The organism is Mucilaginibacter sp. P5_A4 (assembly GCF_056400605.1).
Map to the genome: position 1 here is coordinate 1 of NZ_JBFUKX010000054.1, position 15201 is coordinate 15201.

Sequence of the window (15201 nt, forward strand, 5' to 3'; positions counted from 1 at the left end):
TTTTTCCTCCTGTTGGCTATCCTGGATATACTGCTATGCCGTATTCCTTACATTCTGTTCAAACTCAAGAAAATAAAAAGAATGAGGCTGTATCTCGCAAACAATATGCTTATAGCTATTTAGGCACGACGTGCTCTCATCCTTTTTCACTCATAAAATGTATGTAAAGAATGTTTTAATATCTCCTAAACAAGATATAATACATTTTTTAATTTCAACTGTAAACATAGGAGGTACGAAGCAATCCCCAACTATGCAGATCGGATTTGCAAAGCTACTCTGTAAGGTGGGGATTGCTTCGTACCTCGCAATGACGCGTGGATATATGCTTCATTAGAAGTCTAAAAACATTTAATAAATCATTTTTAGACAGCCTCCCAGTAATTAATATTGTTGATAAACAGGTAAAACTGGCATTAGCTTTGTATTCTCTTATCATACCTTAAAAACACATTTATCATGGCAACTATAAAAACAAGGGCACCCGAACAAACAACGGATGTACATGATTCTGCATTAAATGAATTATTTTTGGATGAGTTGAAAGACATTTATTGGGCCGAAAAACACCTGACCAAAGCCTTGCCAAAAATGGCGAAAGCGGCAACCTCAGATAAGCTACGTGCTGCAATAGAAAACCACCTGAGTGAAACGGAACGCCAGGTTACCCGCCTGGAAGATGCCTTTGCATCGCTGGGTGAAAAAGCAGTTGCTGTAAAATGCGAAGCTATGGCCGGTTTATTGAAGGAGAGCGAAGAAATTATTGCCGAAACTGAAAAACACAGCAGTACCCGTGATGCGGGCCTTATTTCTGCCGCTCAAAAAATTGAGCATTACGAAATTGCCACATACGGAACGTTAAAAACACTGGCCAGCGTACTGGGTTACAACGAAGCTGCGGAACTGCTGGATTCTACCCTGCAGGAAGAAAAAAATTGTGATAGCCTGCTTACCCAAATTGCCCGGGCCGGTATAAACCAGCAATCAAAAACAGAGAAAGCTTAAGGCTTTACTTAACCGGATAGAACCTTACGAAGCTTTGTAAGGTTGGATATTAATAATATCTAATACCGCATCCGAATCAATAAAAAAGGTCGCCAAAAGGCGACCTTTTTTATTAACATTGAATGGATTATTTTAGCTCTATTTGGCGGCTTTGCGTTTTAGCTTCTTCTTTTTTAGCCACGTCAATTTTAAGCACACCATCTTCATAGGTTGCATCTATCCGGTTGTAATCGGCCAGTTCGGGCAGAGTAAATGAGCGCACGAAAGAGCTATAGCTAAACTCGCGTTTATTATATACGCGCCCGCTATTGGTATTCTCGGTTTGCTGCTCAACCGAAATGTGCAACATATTACGATCAACATTGATTTTAAAATCCTGCTTTTTCAAGCCGGGTGCACCCAGTTCAATATGATAACTTTCATCAGATTCGCTGATGTTTACAGCCGGAACCCGGGCTATCATACGATCATTAAAAAAGGTGTCGTTAAAAATGGATTCAAAAACGTCACTAATGCCTGGCATTGCGGCGTTACCTGGTTGGTTTCTGTTAAATTTAACCAGTGTCATTGCTTTTTCTCCTTAAATTGATTTAAAAATAAATAAACATTAAACCTGGATAACTATCCACTTAATTATATCAAGTAGAATGCCAAACCGGGTTAAAACTGCCGGGGTTTGTACCCAATTGAAAAAACGACAGCATCCGGGGTGAAAGAAATTCAGCCGGTATGTCAATTTTTCATTTCCTGCTGTTTTGTTTGCAACTATGATCTTAAAAAATGTCTCTGTTAATAAATAATTTTACTATCGGCAATAATATCATCCGGGGTACCATGCACCAACGTGGCTGGATAATTGATGATAGTTTAATGCTACTTATTTTATAAACCCACCGGCAGTAGCCTTAAATCCTTTAGATATTACTTCTGCTTCATTGTGGTCTCTTATTTGTTACTTTTACCAGGCAGGTTAATATCACGGCTATCAATAAAACCTTTATTATTATTAAATGAAACAAAACGTATCTTTAGTATTATCTGGTGGCGGCGCCAGGGGCATAGCTCACATTGGTGTAATTGAAGAATTAGTGAGGCAGGGATTTAACATCACCTCGGTTGCCGGTACATCAATGGGGGCTGTTGTTGGCGGTGTGTATGCCTTAGGGCAAATGGATGCCTTTAAAAACTGGCTTTTTACCCTTGATAAGCTAAAAGTATTTGGCCTTATTGATTTTAGCTTTAGCGCACAGGGCATGGTTAAGGGCGATAAGCTATTTAACACCATAAAAGCGTTCATCAATGACGCCAATATTGAAGACCTTACCATACCATACGCAGCCGTGGCTGCGGATATTATTAATAAAAAAGAAGTGGTTTTTACCGAAGGGAGCATATACGATGCCATCAGGGCATCTATTGCCATACCAACGGTATTTACCCCGGTAAAGCATGCCGATGGATTACTTGTTGATGGGGGCATTATTAATAACCTGCCTATTGAGCATGTTAAAAGAAGTACCGGCGATATACTGGTGGCAGTTAATGTAAATGCGATGATACCCGTTGACAAACCGGTGGTATCCCAAAATGCGATGGAAGTAAAACATTCCATTTACCGGCAAAAGATCAGGGATTTTTACAGCTACCTTTACACCGTGAAGCCATCTGACCACACCGAAAAGCTGGGGTATTTTAACGTGATCAATAAAACCTTAAATTTAATGACCTACCATACCACCCGGCTTGCTCTTGAAAAATATTCGCCCAATATCCTGATCAATATATCGCATGAATATTGCAGCACCTATGATTTTTATAAAGCCGAAGAAATGGTAGAAAGTGGCAGATATGCCGCTTTAAAATGTATTAAAGCGTACAAAAACAGTCTTGATAAAATATGATAGCAGGGAGTTGCTATGCACAATGCTTAGAAGCTGTCTAAATTTGATTTATTAATGTTTTTATACTTCTAATGAAGTACATCTCCACGCGTCATTGCGAGTGGTAAAATCCGAGAACTCTGAAGGGGGAATGACGTTGCTAAGAGGGCTGTCATGCTGAGCCTGTCGAAGCATAGTGGGCAAAGGCCTATACGCGCGACCCTTCGACAGGCTCAGGGTGACCGGCCGTTTTTGAAGGAAATATAAGGTTAAAAAAAACACGTCATGGGTAGGTACGAAGCAATCCCCGCCTTACAGGGCAGCCATGCAAATCCGATCTGCATAGTCAGGGGTTGCTTCGTACCTCGCAATGACGGTCTGTTTTTTATTTTTCGGAGCTTCTTACAATTATATATATTTAGGTTAATAAACCGATAAAAGCTATTATGTCATTCCAGGGATATTTAAATACTATTAAAACAAAAACCGGCAAAGGCCCCGCTGATTTCAGGGCGCTTGCCGAAGAAAAAGGCTTCACTAAAAATGGTATACTAAAGGCCAATGTAAAAGCAGGCGATATTGTAAAATGGCTTAAAGAAGATTTTGAACTGGGCCACGGCCACGCCATGGCCATTTACGCACTGTTGAAAGGCATGAAGAATGAGGACAGCGATGAATGATAGCAGGGATGCGGATTTGCATCTTATTCCTGGCAATTATGCATCCTTATTCCTGCATGGTTTTCGGCTATGACTTCTGCATTTAGCTTATCTCAGCTTTTGCTTCATATCAAAATGCTCCACGGTTTTAATGCCTGTTGGCCACTCGTTAAAGGCGGCATACAAAACACACTTATTCTCCTGGTCAAGCCCGGGTATGGTTTTGTCAATCACCTTTCTTATCACTTCGTTTTCTTTTTTAATGGCCGTAGTATCCTTTAGTTTGATGTTGGTAAGGTAATATACCATCGGGAAATCGCCCTCGGGGGTGGGCTGGTTAAAGATCCTTATTATTTCCAGATGTGTGGGCGCATCCTTTATAGCTAATGGGATGCGGTACCTGCCCGATACTTCGTTTAAAACTGTGTTATAAAACCCGCTTACTTCGGTTTCTGCATCATATTTCCATATAGTGCATGGCCGGGTACAGTTAATGGCCGATGCAGCGGTGTTAAGCGCATTAATCAGGTAACCTTTGGCATAACTTGCTTTGGCAGCCTCATAAAGCTGCGGCGTGTTGAGGCCATTTTTGGCATAAGCGCTTTCATCAAGCTGGTTAAGTTTCCAGCCATAATCGTACTTGCAATAAATTGCCGTTATCATGTATTGATTAGGGATATTTTTAGGCACAAAACAGGCAATGTACATTTCTTTAACACCACCGGGGCAGTACAATTTATAATTGGCGTTACCCTTTAAATTACCGTTAATGGTATCGCCATGAATGTAATGGTTTACTATATAGTACTCATCAAGCAGGGAGTAAGTACCCTCTTTAAAGCGGTTACTTGCCAGTTCCACCTGCCGTTTTCTGCCAGTGCTGGCAATAAAATCCTGCGACATGATAAACTCCAGCTGTGCTTCATCATTTGTTTTAAGTGCATTAAATAACTTATTATTCAAATCATGGAAACGGCTTTGATCTCCTGAGCTTATCTTATCATTTTTATAGATCCCCGGAGCGGGTGGCGCGCAGCTTTGTAAAACAAAAACAGTTAATAAAAAAAAGAAGATCCGGTTTAGGGAGTTAATATATTTCATTATAAATTGTAAAAGGTTGTTGCTACGATAATACATATTTAATAGCTACTGAGCAAAATTTAGTGTAGCATTTTCATTACCATTTGCGTAACACTATTAACAAACCTGGGTATCAATGAAAAAATTAATACTGATAGGCATACTCACCCTTTTATTTAGCTGTAAAAAAGATAACACCGCCAGCAACTTAAACCTCGCCGGCAGCTGGGAATATCGTGGAACAACATGTTATTGTGCCCCACCAGCTGATAGCAGTGCTTATAAACCAGGCAACGGCACCGTTTACAACTTTTCGGCCACCAATTACAAATATTATCTTAAACACGCGCTGCAGAAAAGCGGGACATACAAACTGTTTAAAGAAAAGGTAAACGGCACTGAGCTTAACCGCATCATTTTTGATAATGATTATAGCAGCGAGGCAAAATATATAGGATTTAACGGAAACAAGTTTAGCCTGGGCGGCGCTATTGGGAGCGCCGCCGATGCACCGGTGGATTATTATGAAAAACAATAATACTTATTTAGCCGCCTGATCCATTTTTTACAGGTATATAATTCCTTCCATAACGATAACAGAGGATCCGCTTACCCAAATACCATCCTCCGAAACTTTAACATGAATTGATGAAGGGTGCTTAACCGCCGTACCCTGTAAAATCCGGTAATCCTGCTCCTGCTTAATATACCCTAACTTTTCCAGGTAACCGGCCAAAGGTCCAGCTGCTGTACCGGTTGCCGGATCCTCATCAATCCCGATACCGGGGTTAAAAAACCTTGTTTCGGCAACATACCCGGCATCCGGATTATTTGTGGTAAACAGGTAGCAGCCTTCAAAACCATATTTTTCAGAAGCCTGCTTTAAAAGCGCTTTATTGGGTACCGCGTTTTGTAATGCCTCCAGATCTTTTACCGGCACCATTAAATGCGCAACTTCTGTTTCAACTACGTTAATTTCCCAGCTGTTTAAATTTAAGTCCTGTGGGTCCAATCCAATGGCATTAGCAACCAGGTCGGCCGGTACTGTTCTCATCACTTTAGCCGGTTGTTGTTTCATCGCAACGTACGGGAGACCAGCATCTTCGGTCACCCGGAGCGGGATCCTTGTATCCTTTATAATTACCGATGGCGGCCCGTCCTGGTGTTTAAAAATATCCCAGCCCTTTATTAAAGCCAGGCATACCGCGCCTAACAGGTTATGCCCGGCGCCAATTACTTCAAATTCTGCAGGGGTGAAAGAGCGTACCTTTAATGCATTTTCTGTTGTTGAATAGCTTACAAAAGAAGTTTCGGAATAGCCAAATTCTCTTGAAATAGCATGGTATTCGCTTAGTTCAAGTTCGTCGTCGCTATAAACTACCGATAGTTGATTGCCTTTATATCTCTGATCTGTAAATACATCGAGCACGTAATAATTAAGTTTTTTCATTTTTATTTAATTAACCTGATGCCAAAATTAAAACGGGATAGTTTATTTTTGTTATGGGTTAACTAAAGGTAACCGGTTACCTTTAGTTAACTATCAATTATTTACTATGGCCACTATCAACATAAACGGAACTATACAGGAAGCAAGCTGCGACCAGGAATTAGCTGCCATTAAAGACAGCCTGGAAATATTGGGTGGAAAATGGAAACTAAGAATCATGCGCCACCTGAATAACCGATCGGCCGAGAAAAATACATTTAAAAAGCTCCAACGCGAAGTTGAAGGAATTTCGGCCAAAATGCTATCTAAAGAATTGCAGGACCTGGAATTGAACCTGCTTATTTCCAGAACGGTAATGGATACACGGCCTATTACCGTAAATTATTCCATTACCGATTATGGCCTGAGTGTTTTACCCGTTACAGAAACATTAGTACAATGGGGATTAAACCATAGGCAAATGATCAAAGCCTGATGTTAATATTAATATTAATACATTTTTTAATAAACTAACCCAACCATGCCAAAAGAAGAAGTATCCGATCTGCTCAGGTTCCTTTATGAGTTTTCGCCGGAGGTAAGGGGGAAGGTATTGTGGCTGCGCGAATTTGTGTGGGATTTATACCCACAAGCCAATGAGCTTATTTACGATAATTATAATGCTTTGGCTTTCGGCTGGTCGCCTACAGAAAAGCTGGGGCATACCTTTTGTTCCATAGCGGTATACCGCATCAACGAAGGCGTACACTTTGGTTTTTACTGGGGGTCAGAACTTGCCGATCCGCAAAAGCTTCTGTTAGGCAATGGCAGCCAATACAGGTATATATTTGTAAAAAGTTTAGACGACTTTCCGCGCGATTATATCACTACCCTGGTTGAGCAAGCCTGGGAAAACTCACTGGCAAAAATCAAAAACCCTAAAGACATTGTTGAGGGAAAAACCATTACCAAAATGGCATTGACAAAAAAAAGAGAAAAGAAGAAGTAAATCACAACACGCTACTTCTCCACCAGGGCCAGCCAATCCAGTATCACTTTTTTTATCCGGGCTTCTTTGCTTTTCAAATCATCCATATCCCTTATATACACCAACCTCCGGCCATCGGGATAGTCGCCCTCTAATAATCCGCTTTTATCATTAACCTTTGCCCCGCCCGGAAAAACCAGCAGGATGCGTTTATGCAGGTTCATTACAATAATGTATCTTTTATATTCCTTTGGGTTGAAGGGCTTCATCTCACCGGTGTACAAAAAACTTGGCGCATTCCATTTTATTTCCTCGCCAATTTCCGGGTGGGTGCTCAAAACAATCTGCCGGATAGCTTCCACAATTTCGGCAACCGGCGCCTCCAGTTTTTGGATGTATTCTGTTACCTGTTCGGTGTTTGATTTGGGTGGTAATTTTGCCATGATTGTTTGCAGGTTTATCGGAAATCAAGTTAAGAATTTTTACCCGCAAAGACATTAAGATGCAAAGCGACTATCATAATCAGGAGATATCTATTACCCCAATTCAATGGCGTCCTGGTGCGAAACTCCCTGATATTTAAGGCAAACGCCAGGTTCTTTCTCTTCATTTTTAATTCATATTTGGAAATCAAAAAACATATATCTTAGTCTAATATTTCGGGCCTCCGTTGAGGCAAAATACACATGCATTTTCGTAACATTATAAGGGTTTGCATGTCTTTATATAAACATTATAACAATGGCTATTAATCTTCAAAAAGGACAAAAAATAGATATCGGATTGTCGAAAATGACAGTTGGTTTGGGCTGGAACCCCAACGAAGGCACAGGTTACGATTTCGACCTGGATGTATCGGCAATTATGATAGACGCCAACCGCTTTGTACCCCAGGATGAGTTCTTCGTTTTTTATAATAATGTCGACTCTCCAGATACCGCGGTTCACCATACCGGCGATGATCCATCGGGCGGTAACAGCGATGGCGGCGATGATGAATCCATGAATATCGACCTGACTAAGGTAGATCCCAAGATCCAGGAAATATTATTTGTGGTAACCATCCACGAGGCGCAGGCCCGCAGGCAAAACTTTGGCCAGGTGCGCGATTCCTACATCCGTATTATTGATGAACAAACCGGCAGCGAAGTTTGCAAATACGAGTTAGGCGAGGATTTCTCAATCGAAACAGCCATCGAATTTGGCAGGTTATACCGCCGCAGCGGCGCCTGGAAATTTGAAGCATCGGGCGTGGGTTATAAAGAAGACCTGGCCTTCTTTTTAAGTAAATATTTTAAAGGACAGATCATTAAATAAGCAATACAATGGCAATAAATCTGGTAAAAGGTCAAACTATCGATCTTCGTAAAAATGATAAAGGCGAAAGCTTCGATCTGTCTTCGGTAACCATTGGTTTAGGTTGGGATGTAAGGCAAAACCACAATGGCGGCGGCTTTTTAGGCAAACTATTTGGCGGTGGCGGCGAAGAGGTGGAGTATGACCTTGATGCCATAGCCTTCCTGTTAGATAAAAATGGAAAGGTGGCAGATAGGGGCCGCACCTGGCAAAAGCCCAATGGCAATAAAGTAAGCTTATATGAAGGCGATGTGATCTACTTCAATTCTATGAGGCACCCATCAAACCATATCTGGCTTACCGGCGATAACCGTACCGGCGCCGGCGATGGCGACGATGAGCAGATCATCGTAAAACTTGATTCACTCGACCCAAAGTTCGACCGTATCCTGTTCATTGTAGCCATATACCAGGGGCAAAGGAACAGCCAGCACTTTGGCATGATTGATAACGCGTTTATCCGCGCGGTAGACAATAGCGGCAAAGAGATAGCCAAATTCAGCCTATCCGGCGACGCTACCTATAACGGCATGTGTTCTATGAAATTTGCCGAGGTTTACCGCAAAGATGGCACCTGGAAATTCCGCGCAATTGGCGAACCGTTTGCTACCGATAATTTTTTAGAGCTGTTGAAACAGTACTAAGTATGGAGTCTTAAGTCGAAAGTTTTAAAAGGAAATGCTAAATTGCGGCTTTCGGTTTAAGACTAACGACTAACCTATGCCCTACCAACATTACTCCTTCGATCTCTGGCTTACACTCATCAAATCTAACCCCTATTTCAAGATCGAGCGGACCAAGATATTCCACCGGGATTTTAACCCGGCGGGTAAAAGTATCGATGAGGTTGCAAAAGCCTTCAGGCAGGTAGATTTGATGTGCAATGCCGTGAACGAAAATACGGGCAAAAACATTGATGCTGATGAGATGCACCTCATGGTAATCAGCCTTATTAATGATAACCAGTTAAGTCTTGCGGATATCGACGCCGCTAAACTGTACCAGGATATGGAGAAGCTGCTGTTTTACTATATGCCTGTGGTATACTCATCTGTAACAATTCCAACGTTGCAGCATCTAAAACAACAAAGCGGCAGTACCTTTAGCTTATTAAGTAATACCGGCTTTATTAAAGGAGTAACATTGAGAAAAATACTGGCGGAATTAAAGATGAACGAATACTTTGATTTTCAGCTGTATTCTGATGAGGCAGGGATGTCGAAACCAAACCCGGCTTTGTTTGATTTAATGTTGCAGCATATAAAACAGATTAATAAAAATATCAATTTAAACAGCATCATCCACATAGGCGATAACCCTAAGGCTGATATTGAAGGCGCCAACGCGGCAGGCATAAAAAGTTTGCTTATCAACTCAAACAACCAATCCATTTTAAGCTTAATAAGTTAATGAACGCAACCTGGTCATTACATCATATTGATAACGCCACGCAATTTGGGTTTTGCCCGGATAGCTACAGCCGTTTTAAATTTGGCGATGAAGCTGTAGCCCGCGATTTTGGCACCGCTTTGGCAAATGGATTTATACAGCAAAGCCTGAGCATAAAACCCATCTCACAACAAATTGTAGTGATATCAAGTCCGTACTCGTTTATCCCAACAGCTACTTTTGCTATGAAAACCTGGTTTGTGTACAGGCTTAACCGCTGGCTGGCGCAACATGGCTACCCGGTAGTCCAGGAAACCAGGGTGCACCGCACTATTACTTACAAAGAGGATTATGGCGAGCTGGATGCCGAGCAAAGGATAAACCTCATCGGTAACGATTCGTTCCATATCGATAAGGATTTTTTGACCAACAAAACGCTGATATTTCTGGACGATATCAAGATCACAGGCAGCCACGAGCGCATGATCATGAAAATGGTTGATGCCAACGGCTTAAGTAATGATATCTTTATGCTTTACTTTGCCGAACTGGTAAACAAAAACATCCATCCCAATATCGAAAACTTTTTGAACTATCACCAGGTAAAAACCATTTTCGATCTGGAGCCTATTATCCAAAGCGGTAACTTTTGCATCAATACCAGGATAGTAAAATATATCCTGAATTATAATTCTGATTGTTTCAGCATTTTTATACAAAACCAATCTACGGATTTTGTAAACTTGCTGTATGATATGGCTTTGGGCAATGGCTACCATACTATTGACGCCTACGCCAAAAACCTTAACTTTATTACCGGCAACCTATTTATAAACAACAAAAATTTAATTAAACATGGCAATTAATTTGCAAAAAGGCCAGCGTGAAGCTATAAATGCCCCTAAATTTACCATAGGGCTGGGCTGGGATACCAATACTTCATCAACAGGCAGCGCATTTGATTTAGATGCTTCGGTATTTATTTTGGGCGATAACAAAAGATTGGTGGCCGATGAATATTTTGTATTTTACAATAACCTGATATCGCCTGATGGGTCAGTTGAACATACCGGCGATAACCTTACCGGCGCCGGCGATGGCGATGACGAGCAAATCAAGGTAGATCTGTCAAAAGCAGATGCTAAAGTATTTGAGATCTGCATTGTGGTAACCATCCACGAGGCCGAGGCACGCAAACAAAACTTTGGCCAGGTTCGCAATTCCTTTATCCGGATTTTTGACGCAGCCACCAATACCGAAATTTTAAAATACGAGCTGGAAGAGGATTTCTCGATAGAAACCGCCGTTGAATTTGGCCGGATCTACAAAAAAGATAACAACTGGAAATTTGAAGCTGTTGGTGTTGGCATGAAAGGCGGCTTACAGGATTACTTAACCAAATACCAATAAAATTATGGCAATCAATCTTCAAAAGGGACAACGCATCAGTCTCGAAAAAAGTAACGGCAGTAAATTACAAAGTGTTTGTATAGGCATCAACTGGGGCGCTATCGAAAAGAAAGGCATGTTCGGTTTTGGTGCAACTAAAGAGGCCGTGGATCTGGATGCCAGCTGTGCATTGTTTGATGAAAGCAAACGCCTGGTGGATGTGATCTATTTCGGCAACTTAAAATCAAAAGACGGTTCGGTGAAACACAGCGGCGATGACCTTACCGGCGATTTAAACGGAAATGATGGCTTGGATAATGAGGTAATCACGGTTGATCTTTCAGGCCTTCCTGCCTCAGTAACTTATGTGGCTTTTATGCTGAACAGTTTCCGCGGGCAGGATTTTGCGTCGATACCATTTGCATCTATCCGCATTTACGAAGGTACACCAACCCGCGTCAGCGAAGTATTTGCTACTTATGACATTGCCAACAGTAAGGATTTTGCAGGCCACGTGGCTATGGTATTAGGCGTTTTTTACAAAAAGAACGCTGAATGGAAATTTAACGCCATAGGCGAACCAACGCGCGACCGCAAGCTGGAAGAAACCGTTAAAACAGTAACACAGAACTATTTATAGTGAGTGGTGATAGTGGGTGGTGAGTTTTGCGAAATGTAAATCAAATCAATACTTACACCTCACCGCTGACCACTCACAACTCACCATCAAAAACTTAACAAAATGGAAGGCACACCAAATAACAACCCAATAAATATAACCCCGGTAAACCTGGACATTACTCCTGCCCCGGGCACTACCACCCCGGCAAAGCTGCTGGATAAAGAAGGGAATGTAGACCTGAGCAATATTTCAACTACCGAAGTGCAAAAATACAGCGAGGTGGCTAAAGCGCTGGACCCGAAAGATGTTAACTCCATCCTGAACTACGGCACCGATGTGCAGGCTTCGATGGAAAAATACAGCAACAACTTTTTAACCTCAGTACGTACCTATAACTCTGGCGAGGTTGGTCTGCTGATCAACGACCTGCTTACCGAGCTGAACTACATCGACGTGGATGAGCTGAATCAAAACGCGTTCACCTCCTTTATATCGCATATCCCTTTTGTTAAAAAACTGGTATTTGATACCAAAAAGCTTTTCCAGAAGTACGATACCGTTATCAACAACATCGATAAAATCACCAATAAGATCAAGGCCGGTCGTGTAAATTCATTAAAGGATAACAGCTCGCTGCAAACCATGTTTGATAGCAATGTAACCTACATTCACCAGATGGAGGAACTTATTATATCGGGCCAGTTAAAGTACAATGAGCTTAACGAGCAGCTGGCACAAATGGATGCCAACCCATCGGCCTATAACGATTACGAAATTGCCGACCTGCGCGATTTTGTGAACCGCCTTGATAAACGCCTGGCCGATTTGAAAGTGGTGCGCTTTATCATGATGCAGTCACTGGCCCAGATCCGCATAGTGCAAAGCAATAATACCACCATTGCCGAAAAAGCACAATCTATCGTATCAACTACCATCCCGGTTTGGAAAAATCAACTCACCATTGCAGTTGCCCTCAACAGGCAAAAGGAAAACGTAGAGATGCAGAAAAAGATCTCGGATACAACTAACACCATCCTGCAAAAAAATGCCGAGCTGCTTAAACAAAACAGCATTGACGTAGCCCGCGAGAACGAGAAAACGGTAGTATCATTAGATACTTTGAAACGCACCACTGCATCCCTGATAGAAACCCTTACCGAGGTAAAACGCATCCATGATGAAGGCACAGCCAATCGGAAGGTACTTAACACCGAGTTGCAAACGCTGGAAACAGAGTTGAAGAAGCATGTGACTAACGCTTAGGCGCCCACATACAAAAATCACGTCACGAGGCATGAAGCAATGACGGGGATTAATATTAATAAGAATTTTAAACCTCATCGCCTGTACCCACAGGCGATTTTGCTTTAATGCACCTCAGCCAATTGGCAGAAGGTTTGGGCGAGGCTTCTTTTTTCGTAGTTTTGTACTTAGTACATGGATGAACACCGGTTAAATATTCTAAATCAAAGCAACAGAATGCTCAGTAAGCTGCAATTGCTTTCTGTGTATTTTGGCGACGATATTATTTATAAAATTTACCTGCGCAGCCAGGTGATCCATAAACTGTTTGAGAGCAACCCCGAACTGGACATCAACAAGCTCGACCTGTTTCACCTGCAATTTACCCAAAGTTTGATCGACCTGCTCCGCAAGATCAAGAAGAACAACGAAGGTAATATCAGCCTGCTGTTTGATGAGATCCAGATCAATAGAGAAATGATTGAAAGGCTGAACGACCCAACCTATACGCAGGCTAATTTCAACCTCGAAAAGCAAAGGCAGGCCTTAAAAATCAATCTTTCACTACGCAAGCTGTTCCAGGTATTGTCTGACGATTCAACAGAAAACCCGCTTTCAAAAAACATCAACTCATTTAGCTCCAGGTTTGCTGCCGATTTTTTTTACACCATCAGTAACGACCTGGTTGAGGAGGTAACAGCTTACGATATTAAGGATGTTTATAAAGACGAGTATGCTACCATACAGCGTAAGCTGATGGGCGTATTGTGTAAATATGATTTTAAAACCGAATTTTATTGCGGTTTAAAATCGGGCAGCCAGGTTATTGAGGTGTACAGGTTTATTGATGCCGACCGGCATTTTTTATATTCCCCGTCAGATAGCCTGTTTGTGTTTTTTGACGTGGCCAAAATCGTGAACATCGACATGTCAACCAATCTTTCTAAAAAAGAGCAACTGGTTTATGAGCTCAAGAATAAGAACGACAAGCTGGAAGGTAATGCTGCAGCTATGAAGGTATACATGCCGCCCGAAATAAAGAACTTGCTCGCCGATAATTATAAAAAAATCTCAGACATTAGTTTCCTTGACGATATTACCAATATTGATGTTCAGGCCAATATTTTAAAAAGCATGCTGAATACCGATTTAATTTAGTTTATTTAACATTAACAAAAATACATTCCCTGTTTAAATATGGATTTTTTACACACAATTTTAGGCCCCGACATTAAAGCGGGCCTGCTCGTAATTTTAAACTTAATACTTATTGAGAGCCTGCTCTCGGTTGATAATGCGGCCGTACTGGCCACCATGGTACTTGATCTGCCAAAAGATCAGCGTAAAAAAGCGCTAAGGTATGGTATCATTGGCGCATATGTATTGCGTGGCGTGTGCCTGTTTTTAGCTGCCTGGCTGGTGAAAATATGGTGGTTAAAGCCTATTGGCGGGCTGTACCTGCTATACCTCAGCTTTGATTACTTTAAAGGCAAAATACAAGCGGCAAATGCCGGTGGCGAAGAAGAAGAGGTAGATAAAAACAAAAACTGGCTGTATAAATCTACAGTTGGCGTTTTCGGCGTTTTCTGGGCTACAGTTGCTTTGGTTGAGCTGATGGATCTTGCTTTCTCTATCGATAACGTTTTTGCAGCGGTAGCTTTTACCGATCACGTGGCATTAATCTATATCGGTGTATTTATCGGCATCCTGGCCATGCGTTTTGTGGCACAAGCCTTTGTTAAGCTGATGGAAAAATTTACTTTCCTGGAAACCGTTGCTTTTATTGTGATAGGTGTACTTGGTTTAAAACTGTCCTCATCTTTATACATCCATTTTTACCCCGAAACCGGCTTTTCCAAAATGATGGAGGGTGAAGGCGCTGATATTTTCACCTCAATATTTACCGTAGCCTTATTCATTATTCCGGTATTAACATCATTGCTGTTTAATTTTCCCAAACGCCACACCATTGAACCGGAAGTAGCCGAGGCCGCGGAAGATGTTTTAGATAAGCAGTAGGTAGTGAGCGGTTTTGAATTGGCAGTTTGCACAAGCCGGTTTGCAGCTAAAAGGAACAGGGTTGTAAAAATTTAATTTCGCGCCAGGGCGTAAGAAAAAATAAGCAAATCATTTTGCGTCTTCGCGTCTTTGCGTGAAAACCC

At 41.7% G+C, this 15201-nt stretch carries 19 protein-coding genes; 15 read left to right on the forward strand and 4 right to left on the reverse strand.

Going from position 1 to position 15201, the window contains the following annotated elements; genetic code table 11:
* The first annotated feature begins 459 nt into the window (after positions 1-459).
* Entirely contained in the window at positions 460-1005 is a 546-nt protein-coding gene (locus AC1DQW_RS23625) for a YciE/YciF ferroxidase family protein (protein ID WP_477401155.1), read from the forward strand.
* Positions 1006-1132: 127 nt separating this feature from the next.
* On the opposite strand, the gene AC1DQW_RS23630 is transcribed toward AC1DQW_RS23625, so the two are convergent.
* Positions 1133-1573, reverse strand: coding sequence for an Hsp20/alpha crystallin family protein (locus tag AC1DQW_RS23630; RefSeq protein WP_477415494.1), 441 nt, complete (start codon positions 1571-1573; stop codon positions 1133-1135).
* Between the two features lie 442 nt (positions 1574-2015).
* Here AC1DQW_RS23630 and AC1DQW_RS23635 point away from each other — a divergent pair, with 442 nt between their 5' ends.
* Both AC1DQW_RS23635 and AC1DQW_RS23640 read left to right on the forward strand, forming a co-directional pair.
* On the forward strand, positions 2016-2906 hold the full coding sequence (locus tag AC1DQW_RS23635) for a patatin-like phospholipase family protein (protein ID WP_477456306.1): 891 nt from the start codon (positions 2016-2018) through the stop codon (positions 2904-2906).
* A 425-nt stretch (positions 2907-3331) separates the two neighbouring features.
* A complete protein-coding gene (locus AC1DQW_RS23640; protein ID WP_477456307.1) occupies positions 3332-3565 on the forward strand; it encodes a DUF4287 domain-containing protein in 234 nt (77 codons plus the stop codon).
* An 87-nt stretch (positions 3566-3652) separates the two neighbouring features.
* Here AC1DQW_RS23640 and AC1DQW_RS23645 read toward each other — a convergent pair whose 3' ends face one another.
* Positions 3653-4645, reverse strand: coding sequence for a hypothetical protein (locus AC1DQW_RS23645; RefSeq protein WP_477456308.1), 993 nt, complete (start codon positions 4643-4645; stop codon positions 3653-3655).
* A gap of 115 nt (positions 4646-4760) precedes the next feature.
* On the opposite strand from AC1DQW_RS23645, the gene AC1DQW_RS23650 reads away from it, so the two are divergent.
* The gene (locus AC1DQW_RS23650; RefSeq protein WP_477456309.1) at positions 4761-5162 is read left to right on the forward strand and encodes a hypothetical protein; all 402 of its coding nucleotides are present in this window, start codon (positions 4761-4763) and stop codon (positions 5160-5162) included.
* A gap of 27 nt (positions 5163-5189) precedes the next feature.
* On the opposite strand, the gene AC1DQW_RS23655 is transcribed toward AC1DQW_RS23650, so the two are convergent.
* Positions 5190-6074: a PhzF family phenazine biosynthesis protein gene (locus tag AC1DQW_RS23655; RefSeq protein ID WP_477456310.1), complete on the reverse strand. Its 885-nt coding sequence runs from the start codon at positions 6072-6074 to the stop codon at positions 5190-5192.
* Positions 6075-6180: 106 nt separating this feature from the next.
* Here AC1DQW_RS23655 and AC1DQW_RS23660 point away from each other — a divergent pair, with 106 nt between their 5' ends.
* Together AC1DQW_RS23660 and AC1DQW_RS23665 are read left to right on the forward strand one after the other, a co-directional pair.
* Complete coding sequence (locus AC1DQW_RS23660; protein WP_477456311.1) at positions 6181-6549, forward strand: winged helix-turn-helix transcriptional regulator; 369 nt, start codon at positions 6181-6183, stop codon at positions 6547-6549.
* Positions 6550-6594: 45 nt separating this feature from the next.
* Entirely contained in the window at positions 6595-7062 is a 468-nt protein-coding gene (locus AC1DQW_RS23665) for a hypothetical protein (RefSeq protein WP_477456312.1), read from the forward strand.
* An 11-nt stretch (positions 7063-7073) separates the two neighbouring features.
* Here the strand turns inward: AC1DQW_RS23665 and AC1DQW_RS23670 are convergent, their stop codons facing one another.
* On the reverse strand, positions 7074-7484 hold the full coding sequence (locus AC1DQW_RS23670) for a DUF1801 domain-containing protein (RefSeq protein WP_477456313.1): 411 nt from the start codon (positions 7482-7484) through the stop codon (positions 7074-7076).
* A gap of 298 nt (positions 7485-7782) precedes the next feature.
* Between AC1DQW_RS23670 and AC1DQW_RS23675 the strand changes: the two genes are divergently transcribed.
* The 9 genes from AC1DQW_RS23675 (at position 7783) to AC1DQW_RS23715 (ending at position 15058) form a co-directional block, all read left to right on the forward strand.
* Positions 7783-8358, forward strand: a complete 576-nt coding sequence (locus AC1DQW_RS23675) for a TerD family protein (RefSeq protein ID WP_477401106.1) — start codon at positions 7783-7785, stop codon at positions 8356-8358.
* Positions 8359-8366: 8 nt separating this feature from the next.
* On the forward strand, positions 8367-9041 hold the full coding sequence (locus tag AC1DQW_RS23680; RefSeq protein WP_477456314.1) for a TerD family protein: 675 nt from the start codon (positions 8367-8369) through the stop codon (positions 9039-9041).
* A 76-nt stretch (positions 9042-9117) separates the two neighbouring features.
* Positions 9118-9807 carry an HAD family hydrolase gene (locus AC1DQW_RS23685; protein ID WP_477456315.1) on the forward strand — a complete coding sequence of 230 codons (690 nt, stop codon included), beginning with the start codon at positions 9118-9120 and terminating at the stop codon, positions 9805-9807.
* On the forward strand, positions 9807-10652 hold the full coding sequence (locus AC1DQW_RS23690) for a phosphoribosyltransferase family protein (RefSeq protein WP_477456316.1): 846 nt from the start codon (positions 9807-9809) through the stop codon (positions 10650-10652). The genes AC1DQW_RS23685 and AC1DQW_RS23690 overlap by 1 nt, the downstream gene beginning before the upstream one ends.
* Positions 10642-11196, forward strand: a complete 555-nt coding sequence (locus AC1DQW_RS23695) for a TerD family protein (protein WP_477401100.1) — start codon at positions 10642-10644, stop codon at positions 11194-11196. The genes AC1DQW_RS23690 and AC1DQW_RS23695 overlap by 11 nt, the downstream gene beginning before the upstream one ends.
* Before the next feature lie 4 nt (positions 11197-11200).
* On the forward strand, positions 11201-11815 hold the full coding sequence (locus tag AC1DQW_RS23700; RefSeq protein ID WP_477401099.1) for a TerD family protein: 615 nt from the start codon (positions 11201-11203) through the stop codon (positions 11813-11815).
* 102 nt (positions 11816-11917) lie between these two features.
* A complete protein-coding gene (locus tag AC1DQW_RS23705; RefSeq protein WP_477456317.1) occupies positions 11918-13060 on the forward strand; it encodes a toxic anion resistance protein in 1143 nt (380 codons plus the stop codon).
* A 216-nt stretch (positions 13061-13276) separates the two neighbouring features.
* Positions 13277-14197, forward strand: a complete 921-nt coding sequence (locus AC1DQW_RS23710; RefSeq protein WP_477456318.1) for a hypothetical protein — start codon at positions 13277-13279, stop codon at positions 14195-14197.
* 39 nt (positions 14198-14236) lie between these two features.
* On the forward strand, positions 14237-15058 hold the full coding sequence (locus AC1DQW_RS23715) for a TerC family protein (protein WP_477456319.1): 822 nt from the start codon (positions 14237-14239) through the stop codon (positions 15056-15058).
* Positions 15059-15201: the final 143 nt, after the last annotated feature.